Source organism: Embleya sp. NPDC020630 (assembly GCF_044334985.1).
In the GTDB taxonomy this organism is placed as follows: Bacteria; Actinomycetota; Actinomycetes; order Streptomycetales; family Streptomycetaceae; genus Embleya.
Genome location: NZ_JBIRUB010000001.1, coordinates 1,433,999 through 1,451,962, shown reverse-complemented (window position 1 = coordinate 1,451,962; position 17,964 = coordinate 1,433,999). Strand labels below are relative to the sequence as shown.

Annotated in this window: 22 protein-coding genes; 13 read left to right on the top strand and 9 right to left on the bottom strand. The window is 72.9% G+C overall.

Going from position 1 to position 17,964, the window contains the following annotated elements; genetic code table 11:
* Positions 1-91: 91 nt before the first annotated feature.
* The 3 genes from ACH4XV_RS06080 to ACH4XV_RS06070 all read right to left on the bottom strand — a co-directional run bounded on the left by ACH4XV_RS06080 (position 92) and on the right by ACH4XV_RS06070 (position 2,069).
* On the bottom strand, positions 92-883 hold the full coding sequence (locus ACH4XV_RS06080; RefSeq protein ID WP_395787022.1) for a S1 family peptidase: 792 nt from the start codon (positions 881-883) through the stop codon (positions 92-94).
* A 134-nt stretch (positions 884-1,017) separates the two neighbouring features.
* Entirely contained in the window at positions 1,018-1,335 is a 318-nt protein-coding gene (locus ACH4XV_RS06075) for a peptidylprolyl isomerase (protein ID WP_380031239.1), read from the bottom strand.
* 125 nt (positions 1,336-1,460) lie between these two features.
* Entirely contained in the window at positions 1,461-2,069 is a 609-nt protein-coding gene (locus ACH4XV_RS06070) for a PadR family transcriptional regulator (RefSeq protein ID WP_380000471.1), read from the bottom strand.
* Positions 2,070-2,194: 125 nt separating this feature from the next.
* Here ACH4XV_RS06070 and ACH4XV_RS06065 point away from each other — a divergent pair, with 125 nt between their 5' ends.
* The 8 genes from ACH4XV_RS06065 (at position 2,195) to ACH4XV_RS06030 (ending at position 9,098) form a co-directional block, all read left to right on the top strand.
* Complete coding sequence (locus ACH4XV_RS06065) at positions 2,195-2,650, top strand: hypothetical protein (RefSeq protein WP_395787021.1); 456 nt, start codon at positions 2,195-2,197, stop codon at positions 2,648-2,650.
* A 69-nt stretch (positions 2,651-2,719) separates the two neighbouring features.
* Positions 2,720-3,943, top strand: a complete 1,224-nt coding sequence (locus tag ACH4XV_RS06060) for an FAD-dependent oxidoreductase (RefSeq protein ID WP_395787020.1) — start codon at positions 2,720-2,722, stop codon at positions 3,941-3,943.
* 189 nt (positions 3,944-4,132) lie between these two features.
* Positions 4,133-4,591 (top strand): hypothetical protein, encoded by a 459-nt coding sequence (locus tag ACH4XV_RS06055; RefSeq protein WP_380000477.1) that lies wholly within the window; start codon positions 4,133-4,135, stop codon positions 4,589-4,591.
* A gap of 5 nt (positions 4,592-4,596) precedes the next feature.
* The gene (locus ACH4XV_RS06050) at positions 4,597-5,112 is read left to right on the top strand and encodes a thiol-disulfide oxidoreductase DCC family protein (protein WP_395787019.1); all 516 of its coding nucleotides are present in this window, start codon (positions 4,597-4,599) and stop codon (positions 5,110-5,112) included.
* A gap of 11 nt (positions 5,113-5,123) precedes the next feature.
* The gene (locus ACH4XV_RS06045; RefSeq protein ID WP_395787018.1) at positions 5,124-5,882 is read left to right on the top strand and encodes a TetR family transcriptional regulator; all 759 of its coding nucleotides are present in this window, start codon (positions 5,124-5,126) and stop codon (positions 5,880-5,882) included.
* 310 nt (positions 5,883-6,192) lie between these two features.
* Positions 6,193-7,587, top strand: a complete 1,395-nt coding sequence (locus ACH4XV_RS06040) for a GMC family oxidoreductase (RefSeq protein WP_395787017.1) — start codon at positions 6,193-6,195, stop codon at positions 7,585-7,587.
* Between the two features lie 25 nt (positions 7,588-7,612).
* On the top strand, positions 7,613-8,230 hold the full coding sequence (locus tag ACH4XV_RS06035; RefSeq protein WP_395787016.1) for an HD family hydrolase: 618 nt from the start codon (positions 7,613-7,615) through the stop codon (positions 8,228-8,230).
* A gap of 103 nt (positions 8,231-8,333) precedes the next feature.
* Entirely contained in the window at positions 8,334-9,098 is a 765-nt protein-coding gene (locus tag ACH4XV_RS06030; protein WP_395787015.1) for a nucleotidyltransferase domain-containing protein, read from the top strand.
* A 28-nt stretch (positions 9,099-9,126) separates the two neighbouring features.
* Here ACH4XV_RS06030 and ACH4XV_RS06025 read toward each other — a convergent pair whose 3' ends face one another.
* On the bottom strand, positions 9,127-9,633 hold the full coding sequence (locus ACH4XV_RS06025; RefSeq protein WP_395787014.1) for a MarR family winged helix-turn-helix transcriptional regulator: 507 nt from the start codon (positions 9,631-9,633) through the stop codon (positions 9,127-9,129).
* 73 nt (positions 9,634-9,706) lie between these two features.
* On the opposite strand from ACH4XV_RS06025, the gene ACH4XV_RS06020 reads away from it, so the two are divergent.
* Complete coding sequence (locus ACH4XV_RS06020) at positions 9,707-11,197, top strand: FUSC family protein (protein WP_395787013.1); 1,491 nt, start codon at positions 9,707-9,709, stop codon at positions 11,195-11,197.
* Between the two features lie 9 nt (positions 11,198-11,206).
* Positions 11,207-11,800 carry a DUF1349 domain-containing protein gene (locus tag ACH4XV_RS06015; protein WP_395787012.1) on the top strand — a complete coding sequence of 198 codons (594 nt, stop codon included), beginning with the start codon at positions 11,207-11,209 and terminating at the stop codon, positions 11,798-11,800.
* 77 nt (positions 11,801-11,877) lie between these two features.
* On the opposite strand, the gene ACH4XV_RS06010 is transcribed toward ACH4XV_RS06015, so the two are convergent.
* The 3 genes from ACH4XV_RS06010 to ACH4XV_RS06000 form a co-directional block, all read right to left on the bottom strand.
* A complete protein-coding gene (locus tag ACH4XV_RS06010) occupies positions 11,878-12,090 on the bottom strand; it encodes a hypothetical protein (protein ID WP_395787011.1) in 213 nt (70 codons plus the stop codon).
* 107 nt (positions 12,091-12,197) lie between these two features.
* Positions 12,198-12,830 carry a YigZ family protein gene (locus tag ACH4XV_RS06005; protein ID WP_395787010.1) on the bottom strand — a complete coding sequence of 211 codons (633 nt, stop codon included), beginning with the start codon at positions 12,828-12,830 and terminating at the stop codon, positions 12,198-12,200.
* Positions 12,831-12,917: 87 nt separating this feature from the next.
* The gene (locus ACH4XV_RS06000; protein WP_395787009.1) at positions 12,918-13,811 is read right to left on the bottom strand and encodes a LysR substrate-binding domain-containing protein; all 894 of its coding nucleotides are present in this window, start codon (positions 13,809-13,811) and stop codon (positions 12,918-12,920) included.
* A gap of 154 nt (positions 13,812-13,965) precedes the next feature.
* Between ACH4XV_RS06000 and ACH4XV_RS05995 the strand changes: the two genes are divergently transcribed.
* Both ACH4XV_RS05995 and ACH4XV_RS05990 read left to right on the top strand, forming a co-directional pair.
* A complete protein-coding gene (locus ACH4XV_RS05995; protein WP_395787008.1) occupies positions 13,966-15,198 on the top strand; it encodes an MFS transporter in 1,233 nt (410 codons plus the stop codon).
* A 77-nt stretch (positions 15,199-15,275) separates the two neighbouring features.
* On the top strand, positions 15,276-15,686 hold the full coding sequence (locus ACH4XV_RS05990) for a VOC family protein (RefSeq protein ID WP_395787007.1): 411 nt from the start codon (positions 15,276-15,278) through the stop codon (positions 15,684-15,686).
* 19 nt (positions 15,687-15,705) lie between these two features.
* Here ACH4XV_RS05990 and ACH4XV_RS05985 read toward each other — a convergent pair whose 3' ends face one another.
* Positions 15,706-16,392 (bottom strand): helix-turn-helix domain-containing protein, encoded by a 687-nt coding sequence (locus ACH4XV_RS05985; protein ID WP_395787006.1) that lies wholly within the window; start codon positions 16,390-16,392, stop codon positions 15,706-15,708.
* A 77-nt stretch (positions 16,393-16,469) separates the two neighbouring features.
* Here ACH4XV_RS05985 and ACH4XV_RS05980 point away from each other — a divergent pair, with 77 nt between their 5' ends.
* Positions 16,470-16,763, top strand: a complete 294-nt coding sequence (locus tag ACH4XV_RS05980) for a hypothetical protein (RefSeq protein WP_395787005.1) — start codon at positions 16,470-16,472, stop codon at positions 16,761-16,763.
* A 26-nt stretch (positions 16,764-16,789) separates the two neighbouring features.
* Here the strand turns inward: ACH4XV_RS05980 and tsaD are convergent, their stop codons facing one another.
* On the bottom strand, positions 16,790-17,866 hold the full coding sequence (gene tsaD / locus ACH4XV_RS05975) for a tRNA (adenosine(37)-N6)-threonylcarbamoyltransferase complex transferase subunit TsaD (protein WP_395787004.1): 1,077 nt from the start codon (positions 17,864-17,866) through the stop codon (positions 16,790-16,792).
* Positions 17,867-17,964: the final 98 nt, after the last annotated feature.

The following is a 17,964-nucleotide window of genomic DNA, read 5'->3' as shown; positions in this document are numbered from 1 at the left end:
CCCCTGTCGCCGGTTGGATGTCCATGACATCCAACCGGCACGCAGACCATCACGACCACCGGCCACCCGGTGAACGTTTCCGGTCACAGCACTAGAGACCCAGGTCCTTGGTGACCGCGCTCGCGCGGGTGAAGACCGAGCGCGGCTGGGCGCCGTCGCAGTACTTGTTGCCCGACGACACGATGCCGATCAGCTTGCCGCCGGCCACCAGCGGCCCGCCCGAGTCGCCCCGGCAGATGCTGGTTCCGGGGTTGGCGGCCGGCGGCAGGCCGCACACCTTGGTGGCCGTGGTGTCGCCGGGGAAGGTGTACGGGTCGCAGGACGCCACCGGCGACAACACCAGCGTGGTCCGCTGCTGCCGCGTGGTGGGCACTCCGCCGTCGCGCTTGCCCCAGCCGTAGACGGTCGCGGACTTGCCGAGGGTGTAGAGCGCGCCGTCCTCGGCGCCGGCGATCGGCAGCGTCGGGTCCTTGAGCGACCGGTCGAGCGTCAGTACGGCGGCGTCGTAGGTGAGCGTGCCCTGGGTGTACTTCGAGTGCACGCGCGCGCCCGTCACCTTCCGGGTCCGACCGCCGGGCGCGGTCAACTCCACCTTGCCGGCGACCACGGTGATGCCGGTCGGGTCGTCCACCGCCGTGGCGCAGTGCGCCGCGGTGAGCACCTTGGTCGGGGCCACGAGCGTTCCGCCGCACAGCAGTTCGCCGTCGGCGGTGTACAGCGCTACGGTGTACGGCGCCGCTCCGACCGGCGCGTCGGTACCGTTGCGCACCGCCGAGGCGGACGGCGCGCAGAGTCCGACCGCGGCCAGGGCGACGACCGCCGCGCCGAACACCTTCGCCGCGCCGGGCCGGCGGGTGTCCGACGTGTGCCGAGTACGAGTCATCCCGGGTATCCCTTTCGATCGCACGCCGGCGCGACGGGGGTTCCCGCCGCACGACGACGCTCCTGCCCCATGGACGCACACCGTCGCCGCCCGGATGCATCCGCGCGGGATCCGTCACCCGAACGGGCGCCGACTCAGTCCTCGTCGACGTAGCGGGCCGGTCGGGTGTTCACCAGCTTGATGATGTGGAAGCCGTACTGGGCCGGAACCAGATCGCTCACCTGCCCGGGGCGCAGCGCCACCAGGGCCTCGGCGAACGCGTCGGCGTAGTCGTCCTCCTGCCCCCAGCCCAGGTCGCCGCCCTTGGCCGCGGACAGCGGGTCCTTCGAGCGTTTGCGCGCGAGTTCGCCGAACCGGCCGGGGTCTCGGGCCAGTTCGTCGAGGATCGCGCGCCCCTCGCTCTCGGTCTCCACCGCGATGTGCAGGACGTGGTATTCCAGTGCGTCGGACAAGGTCGCTCCCGGGTCGTCGCCACCCGGCGCGCCCGGGCCGAGCGCGGTCACCGAGTTGTCGATCAGGTGGATGATACGGCCGCCGCACGAGCACCCCGGGGAGGCGCCGACGGTGCGTGCGGCGGCTACTCCGCCGTCGCGTCGACGAAGGCGGCCAACGACGCCTGATCCCAGGCCAGCCGGCCCGCCGCCAGATCGGCCGATACCGCGTCCACCCAGCGCAGTTCCGCGTCGGTCATCGCGCGCAGGTATTCATCTTCCAACACCACCACACGCGGCAGGTTCATCCGCGTGGTCTGCGCCGCCTCCGCATCCAGATCGGCGAGCCGGGCGACCAGCGCCTCCCGACGCCGGGTCAACAACTCGCGTGCCGTCTCCGGGGTGACCAGCGCCAGGAAGGACAGCGCCGCCGGGAATTCGGGGAACTCGTTGCGCGGCGTACCCACCATCTCCGCCATCCAGGCGTGGCACGCGACGCGGCCCGCCTCGGTGATCTCGTAGACGGTCCGCTCCGGGTACTGCTGATCGCGCTCGGTCTCGCGCACCGCGATCAACCCGGCCTCGCGCAGCCGATTGATCGTCTTGTACAGCGACGCGCGCTGACCCACGTTGACGACCTTGTCCTTGCCCCACTGCTTGATCCGCTGCTGGATCGCATACGGGTGCATCGGGTCGCGGTAGAGCAGGCCCAGTAGCGCCAGCGCCAGCGGTGACCTGCGGAAAGTCGTCGTCATGCGGCCAACCCTACTGGATTTCCGGCAACTAGCATCAGAAGCACTAGTTGCCAAAACACTAGTCTCCATGCAACTATTGATTCATCGAAGCCCGAAGCCCCACACCGACCCCAAGGAGCCTCCCGATGGCCGCCACCACCCCGGTCCGCATCCACGCCGACCACGCCACCACCAAGCACCTGGGCCACTGGACCACCGCGACCACCTTCGAGGTCCGCGAACGGCGGGCCGCCGCCGTGCTCGACCTGCGCTCGCCGCGGATCGAGGAGGGCGACATCGAGATCCGGGTCGACCTGGACCACGCGATGCTCAAGCTCCTGGTCCCCGACGACGCGGTGATCGAGCAGAGCGGGTTGCGCTGGACCGGTCGCGGCCGGGTCAAGGACTCCGCCGCGCCGGCCGCCGCCAAGGGCCGGGTGGTCCGCCTGGTCGGTGCGATCGACCACGGCGAGGTCCGGATCCACCGCAGCGGCGTCGCGGTGTTGTCCGCGATGTTCAGCCGTGCGTTCGTCGAGGACGTACGGCGCGCCCGCCGCGACGGCACCACGCCCACCGTGGCCGACCCCGCGCACACCCCCTGACCAGGTAATTCCCGACATCCGCCCGGATCGGGCCCGCCTGCCCCGTCCCCCTCATCTCGGAGTAGAGACATGAACCGCGTCAGGACCGCGATGATCATCGGCGGCGGCATCGCCGGACCGGTGACGGCATGCGCGCTGCGCAAGGCCGGCATCGAGGCCACCGTGTACGAGGCGTATGCCGACATCGCGCCCGGCGACGCGTCGGGCGGCGCACTGAGCATCGCACCCAACGGGCTCGACGCGCTGCGGGTGATCGGCGCCGAGGAGGCGGTGTCCGCGATCGGTGAGCCGACCTCCGACATGGTCTTCGAGAACGGTCGCGGCCGACGTCTCGGCGCCGCCGCCGGTCTGCCCGGCCTGCCCCCGAGCCGCACCGTGCTGCGCGCCGACCTGCACCGGGTGTTGCGCGAGCACGCCCTCGGTCACGACATCCGCACCGAACACGGCCGCCGGCTCGTCGGGGTGCGGGAGGAACCCGACGGCGTCACCGCCGAGTTCGCCGACGGGAGCACCGCGACCGCCGACATCCTGATCGGCGCGGACGGCATCCGCTCCACGGTCCGCACCCTGATCGACCCCGCCGCGCCCGCCCCGGAATACGTCGGCCTGCTCGGCTTCGGCGTCGGCGCCCACATCCCGGGCGAAGGCGACCGCGACGGCGACGCCCGGCCCGCCCCCGGCACCATGCACTTCGCCTTCGGCAAGCGCGCCTTCTTCGGCTACTGGACCCAATCCGACGGCAGCGTGGCCCTGTTCAGCAATCTGCCGCATCCGCCGATGACCACCGCGGAGGCCCGCGCGGTCCCCGCCGAGCGATGGCTCGGCCTGCTGCGCGAGGCGCACGCGGGCGACATCCCCGCCGAGGCGGTGCTGCGCGCGGCCTCCGCCGACGACGTCCTGGTCGCCGGTCCGCTCGAACTGATGCCCCCGCTGCCGCACTGGCACCGCGATCGACTGGTCCTGGTCGGCGACTCCGCGCACGCCCCCTCGGCCAGTTCCGGCCAGGGCGCCTCACTCGCAATGGAGAGCGGCATACAACTGGCCCGCTGCCTGCGCGACTTCCCCGACCCGACCGCCGCGTTCGCCGCGTACGAGGCGATGCGCCGACCCCGGGTCGAGAAGATCGCCGCCGCTGCCGCCAAGACCAACAACAGCAAGGCCGCGGGGCCGCTCACCAAGGCCGTCATGGCCCTGCTGATGCCGATCATGACCCGCACCGTGCTGACCCCGGAACGGATGTTCGGCGAGGCGCAGCGCCACCACATCGACTGGTCCGCACCGGCTGCCGCCTGACCGGCCCCTCCCACCCCACCCACTCCCCAACACCCGTCGATCACCTCGCCTTTGCGGGGTGATCGACGGGTTTCGTGCGTTCCGACCCGTCTCGCACACCCACCCGGCCAACAACTTGAACGTGTTCAAAAACAGGTCTAGAGTCACCGGCGTCGGCCAGTTTGAACACGTTCAAAAAGGAGCCGGTCCATGGACATGACCGTCCTGACCTATGCCATCTACCTGGGCATCAGCATCGCGCTCACCGTGTGGGTGGCACGCACGCTGAGCCGCAACGGACAGATCTTCCTGCAGGACGTCCTGCGCGGCCGCGAAGAACTCGCGGCCGCCGTCAACCACCTCCTGGTGGTCGGCTTCTACCTCGTCAACCTCGGCTTCGTCGCGCTCTACCTCAAGGTCGGCGACACCGTCGACGACGCACGCGGCTCGGTCGAGGCGCTTTCCGTCAAGCTCGGCACCGTGTCGCTGGTCCTGGGTGGGCTGCACCTGCTCAACGTCTACGTGCTGAGTCGGATCCGGCGGCGCGGCCTGGACGAGGCGACCGATCCGGGCACGCACGCGCCCCAGCGGGCCCGGAAGTTGTCCGGCCGGGCCTACGGTCCGCCGATCGCACCCCAGGGCTCCACCCACCCCGCTCCCGGGGTCTGATCCCGATGACCATCTCCCAGGGAAGCACCGCGCCGGGCCGATCGGAGGAAACGGCCCGGCGCGGTACCCCCGCCCCGCCTCCCCCGGTCCGCCGGATCACCGTCCTCTTCGACGCCGACTGCCCGCTGTGCGTCGCGCTGTCCGGCTGGATCGCCCGGCAGCCGACCCTGATCGCGGTCGATCTGGTGCCGGCCGCCTCGCCGCGCGCCCGCAACCGCTATCCCGACCTGGACCATGACGCCACGCTGCGCGAACTCACCGTGGTGGGCGGCTCCGGCGAGGTGTGGTCCGGCGCCGCCGCGTGGGTCACCGTGCTGTGGGCGCTGCGCGCGTACCGCGGCCTGTCCTTCCGGCTCGGCACGCCGCTCGGGATGCCGATGGCTCGGGCCGCCGTCCTGGGCGCGGCCCGGATCCGTTCGGCCACACACCGGGGCCCACTGCCGCCCGACCCGGACGGGAACCCCTACCGGGAGCCCTGGACGGTCGTCGAGTGTGACGATGCCTGCGAGCTCGCCCACTAACCTTGCCTCTCGTGGAGCACGTGGCAGGCACCGACGCAGCGAACCCGACCGACGGCGGCGACAGGCCGGACCCGGGCGGGCGCCCCGGCAAGAGCGAGCAGACGCGGTCCCTGATCCTGGAGACCGCGCTGCGGCTCTTCCGCGAACGCGGCTACGACAAGACGACCATGCGGGCCATCGCCCAGGAGTCCGGCGTCTCGGTCGGCAACGCCTACTACTACTTCGGTTCCAAAGAGCACCTGATCCACGGCTTCTACGACCGCCTCACCCACGAGCACATCACCCGCTGCCGGCAGGAGCTGCGCGGTGTCCGCGACTTCGGCGACCGGCTCCAGGTGGTGTTGTCGGTGTGGCTGGAGGTGGCCGAGCCCTATCACGCGTTCGCGGTCCAGTTCTTCCGCAACGCCGCCGACCCGGAGAGCCCGCTCAGCCCGTTCTCCGCGGAGTCGTACCCGATCCGCGAACAGGTCACCGAGCTGTTCGCCGACGTGCTGCGCGGCTCCTCGCTCCGCATCGACGACGAACTCGCCGAGTTGCTCCCGGAGTTGTTGTGGCTGCACCTGATGGGCATCGTGCTCTTCTGGGTGTACGACCGCTCCCCCGAGCGCGCCAAGTCCCGCGCCTTCGTGGCCCGTACCACTCCGATGGTGGAACGTGTGATCACCCTGTCCCGCTACAAGGTCTTCCGCCCGCTGGTCCGCGACGCCGAACGCCTGATCCGCGACTACATCGTCCCGGAGGGCGTCACGCCCCCCGAGCAACACCGATAGCACCGCATCCGATCGGGAGGCGCGGCGCGGCCGATTACCGATCGTGGTCGCGAGGTTGCCGGCGCTGCTCGGTGGCATCGGGTCGGACGCCGGCGACGCCACACCACCCGGCGACCATGCCGACACGATCCGCCCGGCACCCCCCGGGCTCCCCGCTGGAACGACTGTGGCCGCCGCCCGCTCACGCCGAGCCCGCGCCGGGCGCGGCCGATAGCGCACCACGCAACCCTGCGGTTGTGCACGACCCTTGTGGGGCCATCATAGTCATGATAGCTATGACGGGTCGTCAGTGCGCGCGGAAGGGGGCATCATGCGGGGTTTCGAGGTTGTCGTGGTCGGGGCCGGATCGGCCGGGTGTGTGGTCGCCGCGCGGTTGTCGGAGCGCTACGACGTGCTCCTGCTGGAGGCCGGTCCCGCCGCGCTACCCGAGGAGTTGCAGCGACTGTCCCGTCCGATCCGGGCGCCCTACGACTGGGGCGACACGGTCGTCTCCGGCGATCGGGACCTGCGGTACGCGCGCGGCCGGGTGGTCGGCGGCTCGTCCGCCACCAACGGCGCGGTGGCCATGCGTCCCGAACCCGAGGACCTCGACACCTGGCCCGAGGGCTGGTCCTGGGCCGATATGTTGCCGCACCTGAACCGGATCGAGCACGATCTCGACTTCGGCGACCAGCCCTACCACGGCGCCGAAGGGCCGATCCCGATCATCCGGCACCCTCGCGCCGACTGGGCCCCGCTCCAGGCCGCGTTCGCCGCCGGTTGCGCGGCCGTCGGCATACCGGACTGCGCCGACCACAACGCGCCCACCGGCACCGGCGTCGGCCCGATCCCGATGAATCGCCGGGACCGCACCCGGGTCTCCAACGCCGCCGCGTACCTGGCCGGCGCGGCCGACCGGGTCACCGTACGCGCCGACACGCACGTGGCACGCGTGCTGGTCGAACACGGCCGTGCGGTCGGCGTCGAACTCGCCGACGGCACCATCGTGCCCGCCGGTCGGGTGGTCCTCGCGGCCGGCGTGGTGCAGTCCCCGCTCCTGCTCGCCCGCTCCGGGCTCGCCGCCGCGAATCCGCACGTGGGCCGGCATCTGACCGACCACCCGGTGGTCTCCTTCGCCGCCCGGGTCGACCCCGACGCGGTCCCGGCCGACGCGCCCACCCTCCAGGTGATCGCCAAGGCGACCGCCCGCCGGCGCCACGACCTCCAGCTGACCCCCGTCGCCCGGCGCAACCCGGACGGCACGTGCGAGTTGGACATCAGCGTGAGCCTGCAACTCCCCGCCGGCGCCGGCGCGGTGACCCCCACCTCCGCCGATCCCGCCGCGCCCGCCCGAATCGACTGGCCGTTCCCGGCCCACCCCGACAACCTGGCCCGGCTGCGCGAGGGCCGCCGCCTCGCCGCTCGCATCGCACGCGAGAGCGGGATCCTCCTCGACAACATCGAGGCCGACCGCGCGGCCGCGCTCGGCGACGCCGAGTCCGACGCACTGATCCGACGCACCCACTACGCCTTCTACCACGGCGTCGGCACCTGCCGGATGGCCGAGGACCCGGCCGCCGGCGTGGTCGACCCGACCGGGGCGGTATTCGGGTTGCGCGCATTGCATATCGTGGACGCGTCCGTGATCCCGACCGTGCCGCGTACCAATACCCACCTGCTGGTGACCGCGCTCGCGGAACGGTGGTGCGATCTGGATACCGCGTGATCGTTCGGCCTAGCCAGGAGTCGTCTTGTCCAGTGTTCCCCTGTTCCCGCCCACCGACCCGCACCTGGCCGCGCAGGTCGGCTTCATCCTGGAGATCGACCGGCTCAAGGCCGTGGTGCGGCGCAACCTGATCGCGGACGCCTCCCGGCGCGAGAACACCGCCGAGCACTCGTGGCACCTGGCCATGCTGGCCGGCACGCTGGCCGAGCACGCCGCGACCGACGTCGACGTGGCCCGCGTGACCCGGATGTTGTTGATCCACGACCTGGTCGAGATCGACGCGGGCGACACCTTCTACTACGACAGCGTCGCCGAGGTCGACCAAGTCGAGCGCGAACAGCGCGGCGCGGACCGCATATTCGGCCTGCTTCCGGCTCCGCAGGGCGACGAACTCCGGTCGTTGTGGGAGGAGTTCGAGGCCCGCGAGACGCCCGACGCGCGCTTCGCGAAGGCGATCGACCGGTTCCAGCCGTGCCTGCTCAACTTCCACACCGAGGGCGGCACCTGGCGCGAGTACGACCTCACCCGCACCGAAGTGCTGGCCAAGCAGGGCAGCACGATCGAGGACGGCTCACCGTCGTTGTGGGCCTACACCCTGGAACTGATCGACGAGGCGGTGCGGCGCGGCTACCTCAAGCCCTGACCGACGAGCCCCGACCAACGAGCACCGACCAACGAGCACCGACGAGCCTCGACCCACGCGCCCCGGCCAACCGTTCCGCCGGCGCCAGGATACGCTGCCGAACATGACCAGTGACGCATCCTTCACCACACACGTCACCCAACGTCTCGCCGCGCTGCCCGGAGTGGCCGCCGTGGTGCTCGGCGGGTCTCGTGCCCAGGGCACCCACCGACCCGACAGCGACTGGGACTTCGCGGTCTACTACCGCGACGGCTTCACCCCCGACGCGGTCCGGGGCCTGGGCTGGCCGGGCGAGGTGTCGGAGTTCGGCGCCTGGGGCGGCGGGGTCTTCAACGGCGGCGCCTGGCTCACCGTGGAGGATCGGGCCATCGACCTCCACTATCGCGAACTCGCGGACGTGGAGCGGAGGTTGGCCGAGGCACGGGATGGCCGCTTCCAGGTCGAGCGGTTGATGTTCCACCTCGCCGGCGTGCCCACCTACCTCGTGGTCGCCGAACTCGCGGTCAACCGGGTGCTGTTCGGCGACCTGCCGCGACCGTCCTACCCGTCGGCGCTGCGCCGCGCCGCGCACGTCCGGTGGAGCGACGACGCGCGCCTGACCCTGACCTACGCGGACCAGGCGCACGCCGCACACGGGCATGTCACCGACGTCGCGGGGGCGATCGGCCGCGCGGCCTGCGAGGCGGCACACGCGGTGGCGGCCGGTCGCGGCGAGTGGGTGACCAACGAGAAAACCCTGCTCGACCGTACAGGCCTGCGCGACGTCGACGAGATCGCCGGCCGACTCACCGCGTCCACCCTGTCGACCGCGATCGCCGACACACGCGAACTGCTCGACAAGGCCCTGACGGCAAGCCGCCCGGACTGACGTGTCACCGCAGCCATCTAGTACGCGGTCACTTATCGTCCTCGGGTGGTACTTCCGCGCCACTCGCCCCGTCGCCGGCCATCCGCCGCATCAGGTCGGCGGCGAGGCGCAACACCTGCCGCTCGGTTTCGGTGAGCGATCCCATCGCCCCGGCCAACCACGCGTCCCGCTCCGCCGCGTCGCGCACGAGCGCCGCGCGGCCGGCCGGGGTCAGCGTGAGCACCGACTGCCGCCCGTCCCGGGCGTCCCTGGCCCGAGTGAGCAGACCGTCCCGGGCCAGCTCCGCGAAGACCCGGGTGAGCGACTGGGGTTGCTGATGCTCGGCGGCGGCCAGTTCGCCCGGCGTACATGGCCCGTGCCGCAGCAGCCGACCCAGCACCACCACCTTGTTACTGCTCAACGCGTCGGCCGACCGACTCGCCCGCATGCGCCCGGCGACCGCGGTGATCCCGCGCCGAATCTCGGCCACATCGCCCGACTCGACCGGCCCGTCGGCCCGTCCGCCGCCCTGCCCGGTGGCCGTCGACGACTCCATACCCGCTCCCGCTCCGGTCATATTGCCAAGCTATCACTTACTATTTACTAAGCTTGCGCTTACGATTTCCGCCATGGAATCGCCTCGCGCGACCACCGTCGCGATGGTTTCGGTCCTCGCCGCCTACGGCTCGGCCCTCCTCCTGCAACGCACCGCCCACCTACACGCCGACATCGTCGTCGCGACCGTGGTGATCGCGCTGACCCTGGCCCGCACCCAGCGCGACGCCGACCCGCTGGACCGCGCGCTCGCCTGTCTCGTCCTGCCCCCGCTCGCCATGCTCGCCGCCGAGATCGGCGCCCTGATCCCACGTCATCCCGCCGTCGGCGGCACCCTGTTCGCACTCGCCATGGCAACCACCGTCGAACTGCGCCGCTTCGCCTCCCGGATCGCCGCCGCCGCGAATGTCGCGGCGCTGCCCCTGGTGGCGAGTCTGGTCCTGCCCGCCGTCGGCACCCGTCCCGCCGATCACACGCACACCCTGTGGGTCGGCCTGAGCACCCTGATCACCGCCGTCTGGGTCGGCGCGGTACACCTGGCCATCCCCGGCCCCGGCCCCAAGCCGCGTCGAGCCGGCACCCCCACCGGCACCCGGCGCCGTCTTCCCGCGAGTACACGAATGGCCCTACAGACCGGTCTCGCCCTCGGCGCGGCCTTCGCCCTCGGCCGCGTTCTCTGGCCCACGCACTGGTCCTGGGCCGTGCTCACCACCTACCTCGTCTGCGCCGGCACCCGCGGCCGCGGCGACGCGCTGCACCGGGGCTTGGTGCGCACCGTCGGCGCCGCGGCCGGCACCGCCTTCGCCGGCGTGCTCGGCGGCGCGTTCGCCGCCCACGACGCCGGCGCCGTACCGGTCATGTTCGCCCTGCTCGCCCTCGGCTCTTGGCTGCGCACGATCGACTATGCCTACTGGGCCGCCTGCGTGACCGCCGTACTGTCCCTGCTCTATGGCTACTTCGGCCAACCCGCCGGCGATCTGCTGGTGGATCGCCTCGCCGCGATCCTGCTCGGGGCCGCGCTCGGCGTGGCCACCACCTGGCTGATCCTGCCGATCCGCACCGTCGACATCCTGCGCCGCCGGGTCGCCGACGCCCTGGCCGCACTCACCCCGCTCCTCGCCGGCCCCACCGGCGCACCGTCGTCCACCGACCACCCGCTGCACCGTTTCGACGCCGCGGTCGCCGCGCTGCACCCTCTGGAACCGGCCCTGCGCGCCCACCACCGACTGGTCCGCCGACACCGCCCGGGCCCGCACCCCGTCCAGGCGATCGACGCCGTACGCGCCTGCGTAGGACCGGCTCACCGCCTCGCCCAACTCGCCCCCGGACACACCCCGAAAACCGAGGCCAGGACCGCCGTGGCGGCCAACATCGGCGCCGTGCGCCGCGCGATCGGCCGTCGACCCGGCACGCCGTACCGCCCGCTGCCCATAACCCACCGAACGCCGGGAAGCCCGCTCACCGACCTCGACACGGCACTCGCCGGCCTCGCCACGATCTTCCACCCGGCCGCACCGGAGCCGGGGGGCGAGTACCGGGACGGGTCCAAACCGGCGCCCGGATAGGGTCGGCGGATGGATTCCGTGGCGGTGGACTGGGACGACGCGCACTGGCTCAACCCGCCGGCCGGCGCCGAGCGCGACGGCGACGCACTGGTGGTCAGCCCGGTGCCGGGTGCCGACTTCTGGCGGCAGACGTCCTACGGCTTCACCCGCGACACCGGGAGCGCGCTGCTCACCGACCTGCCGGCGGGCACGGCGGTGGAGGTCACCTTCGAGGCGGACTTCGACGCGCTCTACGACCAGGCCGGGGTGTTCGTCCGAGTGGACGAGCAAACCTGGGTCAAGGCGGGCGTCGAGGTCACCGACGGCGCGCTGCACGTCGGAGCCGTGGTTACGCGCGGTGTCTCCGACTGGTCGATCGCCCCGGTACCCGAGTGGGCGGGCGGGCCGATCACCGTGCGGGTCAGCCGGGCCGGCGACGCGCTCACCATCCGGGCACGGCACACCGACGAGCCGTGGCGGACCATCCGACTCGCCCCGCTGTCCCCGAACGCGTCGGCCACCGCCGGGCCGTTCTGCTGCTCACCGCAGCGCGCGGGCCTACGGGTGCGTTTCACCCGCTTCGTCCTCGGCCCCGCCGACGCGGGCCTGCACGAAAATCCCTGAAATCGGCACCCTCGAACTAGGCGCCCTCGACAACGAGCGCCCCTGAAACAAGCACTTCGAAGCCGGTCGGCGGCCGCTCAGGCCTCGCCCGCCGGTGGAACGCTCACGCCGTATTCCCGCGCCTCGTGCAGCGCGTCCTCCAGCTCGTCGAGCGCGGGCGGCAAGGCGTTCGTGTCGTGCGCGTCACTCGCCTCCGCCAGCACGGAACGGGCCCGGATCACCCGCTCGCGCACCGCCCGGACGACCTCGGCCTGGTCGATGGCCGACTTCTCGTCGTATCCAGCCGTCATCACTTCCTCATTTCCCGCAGCCCCCGCGCGAGTACCCGTACACCCATTGGTGTTCCGACCTGAGGCGGGTTTCAACCGGCACCGTGCGTACGGGCGCGAGAAGTGCGTCAGGAATTGTTGGGGGAGGCGTCCACCTCGACGAACGTGCGCCCGGTCTCGCGAGCGCTCGCCCGGCCGCCGGTCAGGTCGGTCAACCGCGCCACGAAACGGTCCCGGTCCGGCTCCGGGACGCATACGTCGATCGCCACCTCGGCGCCGTAGCGGATGTCGCGCACCTCGTGGCCGAGCCCGCGCAGGTCGTTTTCCAGCCGCCCGGCGTGCGCGTGGTCGACATCCACGGTCAGCACCAGCATCGGGCGCAGCTCGACCACGCCGACCGCGTCCACCGCCTCGGTCACCGCCGAGCCGTAGGCGCGGATCAGGCCGCCGGCGCCGAGCATGATGCCGCCGAAGTACCGGGTCACCACCGCGACCGTCTCGGTCAGCTCACGGCGCCGCAACACCTGGAGCATCGGCGCGCCGGCCGTGCCGGACGGTTCGCCGTCGTCGTACGCCTTCTCCTGCCCACCCGCGATCCAGGCCGAGCAGTTGTGCCGCGCGGACGCGTGCAGCGCCCGGCGGCGGGCCAGGAACGCCTGCGCCTGCGCGTCGTCGGACACCCGGGCGAGGGCGCACACGAAGCGGGAACGCCGAACCTCGACCTCGACCTCACCTTCGGACTTGATCGTGAGCAGCGGCATGACCGGGGCCTTCGGTACGGGATCGACGGACGCCCCCACGGTAGGGCCCGACGGCGCCCGACCCGGGTCCGGGCTCACCGTGCGCGGCTACGCCGGTACGACCTGCCGCCCCGAGGCGGCCACGAACGCGCGCAGCAGGGCGGTCTCGTCCCCGCGCCGCCAGGTGAGCGTCACCGCCGACTCGCTCAGCCCGGTCACCGACACGAAGGCCACGTCGGGGCGGCCGTTGTACGCGGCGAACTGGGCGCAGAACAGCAGCACGCCGTGGTCGCCCGCGATCAGCGACAGCACCTCCTGGAGGGTGCCGGCGCCCGGCCCACGCGGGATCGGTCGCCCGCCCGGGGTCACCGTCGGCGACTGCAGCTCACGCCAGGGCGCGGGCGCGGGTCCGGCGATCTCCACGAACACGCAGTCGGCCAAGTCCTCCGCGTCCACCCGCGCCCGCCGCGCGAACGGGTGCCGCGTCGAGACGCCGAGCACCAGCGGGTCGGCGGCGATCACCGGGCCGGTGCGCAGCGTGGGATCACCCACGGGCAGGGTCACGAAGGCGGCGTCGATCTCGCCGCGCAGCACCGGGCCGAACGGGTCCGACAGCGGCATCTCGACCAGGTCGGCGCGGGCCTGCGGATGCCGGGCGCGGAAGTCGCCGACCAGGTCGAGCAGGGCGCCGTACGGGGTGCCGACGAAGCCGATCCGCAGCACGCCCTCGATGCCCCGGGCGCGGGCCTTGGCCCGGTCGACCGCGCCGGTGAGAGTGACGTAGGCGGGTCGTACCTCGGCCAGGAACAGTTCGCCCTGCGGGGTGAGCCGGACCCGGCGACTGCTGCGCTCGAACAGCCGTGCGCCGATCCGGTCCTCCAGGTGCCGCAGCAGTTGGCTGACCCGGGCCTGTGAGGTGTAGAGCCTGGCGGCGGTGCGGGTGAAGTGCAGTTCCTCGCTCAGCACGACGAAGCACTCCAGCTCCCGGAACTCCACACTCATCCCGTTTCCCCTCCCCCGCTCGGCCCCGGGCACCGGGCACCGGGCCCGGGGTGGGCCGTCTCCCACATTCCGACCTGCGAGCATAAGCGGCCCCTATGCTCGCATGCGATCTTCGCCGTTGTTCGGGGTCGGGGCCGTGCCCAGGGTGGAGGGCATGTTCGAACCGATCGTCGACACCGACGCGCCCCTGCCCGCCCCTGACCGACCCACCCCCGCCGATCCGGCGCCCGGAACCGCGTCGTTGCGCTCCTGGCTCGCCGTGGCGGCGATCGCCGTCGGCACCTTCGCCGTGGTCAGCACCGAGATGTTGCCGGTCGGCCTGCTCACCCCGATCTCGCACGGCCTGCACGTCTCCGACGGCACCACGGGCCTGGCCATGACCCTGGCCGCCGTGGTCGCCGGATTCGCCGCGCCGACGGTGCTGGTGGCCGCCGGGCGGGTGGATCGGCGGATCGTGCTCGCCGCGATGATGACCGTGCTGCTCGCCGCCAACACGATCGCCGCCCTCGCGCAGAACTTCGCCACGCTCCTGGTGGCCCGCGTCCTGGTGGGCATCAGCATCGGCGGCTTCTGGGCGATCGGCGCGAGCCTGCCGGTACGACTGGTGCCGGCCGGTTCGGTCGGTCGGGCCTCGGCGGTGATCTTCGGCGGCGTGTCGGTGGCCTCGGTGGTCGGCGTGCCGGTGGGCACGATGATCGGCGAGTGGGCGGGCTGGCGGGCCGCCTTCGCCGCGATGGCCGGCCTCAGCGCGACGGTGCTGGTCGCCCTGCTCGTCCTGCTCCCACCGCTGCCCGCCGAGCGGGCGGTGCGGCTGCGCGAGATCCCGGCGCTGCTGCGGCGCGGCGGGGTGGTGGCCGGTGTGTCGGCGCTGGTCCTGGTGATCGCCGGGCACTTCGGCGCGTACACCTACGTACGACCGATCCTGGAGGAGTCGGGCGGCCTGGGCCCGGGGCCGATCGGCGCGCTGCTGCTGGGCTACGGCGTCGCCGGGGTGGTCGGGAACGTACTGGCCGGGGCGTACGCCGGCCGCCCGCCGCACCGCACGCTCGCTCTCGCGGCCGGACTGCTCACCGCGGCGGTCGTGGTGCTCGCGGTGTCGGGGACATGGACCCCGGGGACCGCTGCGGCGATGCTCGTGTGGGGGTTGGCGTACGGCGCGGTGCCGGTCGCGTTGCAGGGGTGGATGTTGCGGGTGGCGCCGGACGCGCCCGAGGCGGGCTCGGCGGTCTTCGTCACCGGGTTCCAGCTGGCCATCTCGCTGGGTTCGCTGCTCGGCGGGGTGGCGGTGGACGCGGTGGCCACGTCGAGCGTGTTGTGGTTCGGCGCGGCCCTCGCTGCGGCGACCACGCTGCTCGCGCTGGTGTGGGGCCGGCGTGCCGGGCGCTGAGGTGGACCCGGGGCCGTCCCGGCGACACGTCCGATTCGTTCAAGACCACAAGCGCCGCCGCCGGCTAGCGTGCGGGCATGACTTCTCCTACACCCCGCTTCCACTTCATCGGGCTCGTGGTCGCCGACATGGCCGCCTCGCTCGCGTTCTACCGGGCCCTGGGCCTGGCCGTCCCGGCCGACGCCGACGCCGAGCCGCATGTCGAAGTGCCCTTGCCGGACGGCCCGTTGCTGGTCCTCGACACGATCGCGACGGTCCGCTCGTTCGCCCCGGACTGGACCCCGCCCACCGGTGGCCACCGGGCCTCGCTGGCCTTCGCGTTCGCCGATCCGGCGGAGGTCGACAAGAAGTACGCCGAGCTGGTCGCGGCCGGGTTCACCGGATACCGGGCGCCGTGGGACGCGTTCTGGGGACAGCGGTACGCCGTCCTGCACGACCCGGACGGCAACGGCGTGGACCTGCTCGCCCCGCGGTCGCAGGCCGCGTAGCCGGTGCGGGCCCGTGCGCTCAGCCCAGCAGGGTGCGCAGCGGCACGCCCGCCAGCGCCTTGACGTCGCGGGCGAAGTGGGCCTGGTCGGCATAGCCGCTGCCCGCCGCGACCCGGGCCGGCGGCATCCCGGTGCGGGCCAGGTCGAGCGCTCGTTCCAGGCGCAACACCCGGGCCAGCGTCTTGGGCCCGTAGCCGAAGGCGGCCAGCGAGCGGCGGTGCAGTTGCCGCTCGCTCAGTCGCACGCCGGCGGCGACCGTCGCGACGTCGGCGCCGGCCCGCAACTCGCCGACCACGGTGCCGGCGAAGCGGGCCGCTTCGGGGTCGCGGTCGCGCAGCCGCGCGGCGGCCAGTTCCTCCAGGAACGCCGCCGGGTCGGGGGCGGCGGCGAGGCGTTCGCTCAGGATCCGCACGTCGCGCTCGCCCCATACGTCGGCCAGCGGGATCCGCCGATCGCGCAGCGCGTCGGCGGGCGTCCCGAGCAGCGCGGGCCCGACCCCGGGGGCGCAGCGCACCGCCGCGTAGCGCGCCCCGACCCGGTCCTCCACCACGTGGGCCAGCGTGTCGGGACCGGCCACGACCAGCTCGTCCCCGGACCAGATCAGGTCGATGCAGCCGTCCGGGAGCACCCGCGCGGATCCGTCCGCCTCGACGGTTCGGGTCCAGACGATCAGCGGAGCCAGGGGGGACCGACGTTCGACGTACACGAGCCCATTATCCCCGCGCCGTCGGAGGTACGGTTGAGCCGTCAAGCGGGCACGGCCTGAACAGGGCAGGGGTAGTCATGGGCAACGAACGACGGTCCGACCTCGAACCACAACCGAACGACGAAGCACGACCCGACACCGGACAGCGGCCCGACGCCGAGCGAGGCCACGAACACCCCCAGCCGCCGACCACGGCACGCACGGCGGCCGACCCGGACGCCGATCAGGCCGCCCGCGCCGCGCGTTGGGGCCACCTGCCCGAGCGGGTGGCAGCGGACGACCTGGTCGAGGAGAAGCCGGCCGACCCGCCCAACGACCCCGACTTCGGCCGCGACCCGGACCGCGACTGGCTCCTGCGCTACACCCCCTGACGGACCGAGCGCCGGGCGGTCGGGGACTACCCGGCCGCCCGCCGCGCCGTCGGCGCCGTCGGGTGCAGCGACGCGTATTCCAGCGGCGCCGACGGGTCGATCGAGACGTCGAGGGGGGCCGGGGCGACGCCGGCGCGGATCAGCAGGTCGCCGACGGCCGCGATCATCGCGCCGTTGTCGGTGCACAGACGCGGCGGCGGCACCCGCAGTTCGATGCCCGCCGCGGCGCAGCGCTCCGCCGCGAGCGAGCGCACCCGGGAGTTGGCCGCGACGCCGCCCACCACGACCAGGGTGCGTACGTCGTGGGCGCGGCAGGCCGCGAGCGCCTTGCGGGTCAGCACGTCGGCCACCGCCTCCTGGAGCGCGGCGGCGCCGTCCGCGACCGGGAGTTCGGCGCCCTGCGCGCGCATGCGCTCGGCCCAGCGGGCGGCGGCGGACTTCAGGCCGGAGAAGGAGAACGCGTACGGGTCGTCGCGCGGGCCGGTCAGCCCGCGGGGGAAGGCCACCGAGGCGGGGTCCCCGTCGCGCGCCGCCCGGTCGATGGCCGGGCCGCCCGGATAGGGCAGGCCGAACACCCGGGCCACCTTGTCGAAGCACTCTCCCGCCGCGTCGTCGAGGGTGTCGCCGAGGTGCACGATCGGGTCGCGCGCGAGGTCGCGCACCAGGAGCAGCGAGGTGTGTCCGCCGGAGACGATCAGCACCACGCTCGGGTCGGGCAGCGGCCCGTGTTCGAGGGTGTCGGCGGCGACGTGTCCGGCCAGGTGGTGCACCCCGTACAGCGGCACGTCCAGGGCGAGCGCGAAGCCCTTGGCGGCGGCCACGCCGACCTGGAGCGCGGTGGCCAGACCCGGCCCGGTGGTCACCGCCACCGCGCCGATGTCACCGCGCCGCAGCCCCGCCGACTCCAGCGCGGCCCGTACCGTCGGGGTCACCGCGTGCACGTGCGCGCGGGCCGCGATCTCCGGCACCACGCCGCCGAAGCGCACGTGTTCGGCGATGCTCGTGGACACGGCGTGGCCGAGCAGCCGGCCGTCGCGGACCAGGCCGACCCCGGTCTCGTCGCAGGACGATTCGATGCCGAGGACGATGGGTGAGGCACTCATGCGCCGAGCCTAGTTGCCATATAGGGGTATGTGCACATCTGCTGCAACAACCCGGCGGCGTCCTCCCGGGTCGATCCGGGGTCGCCCGCGAATCCTTG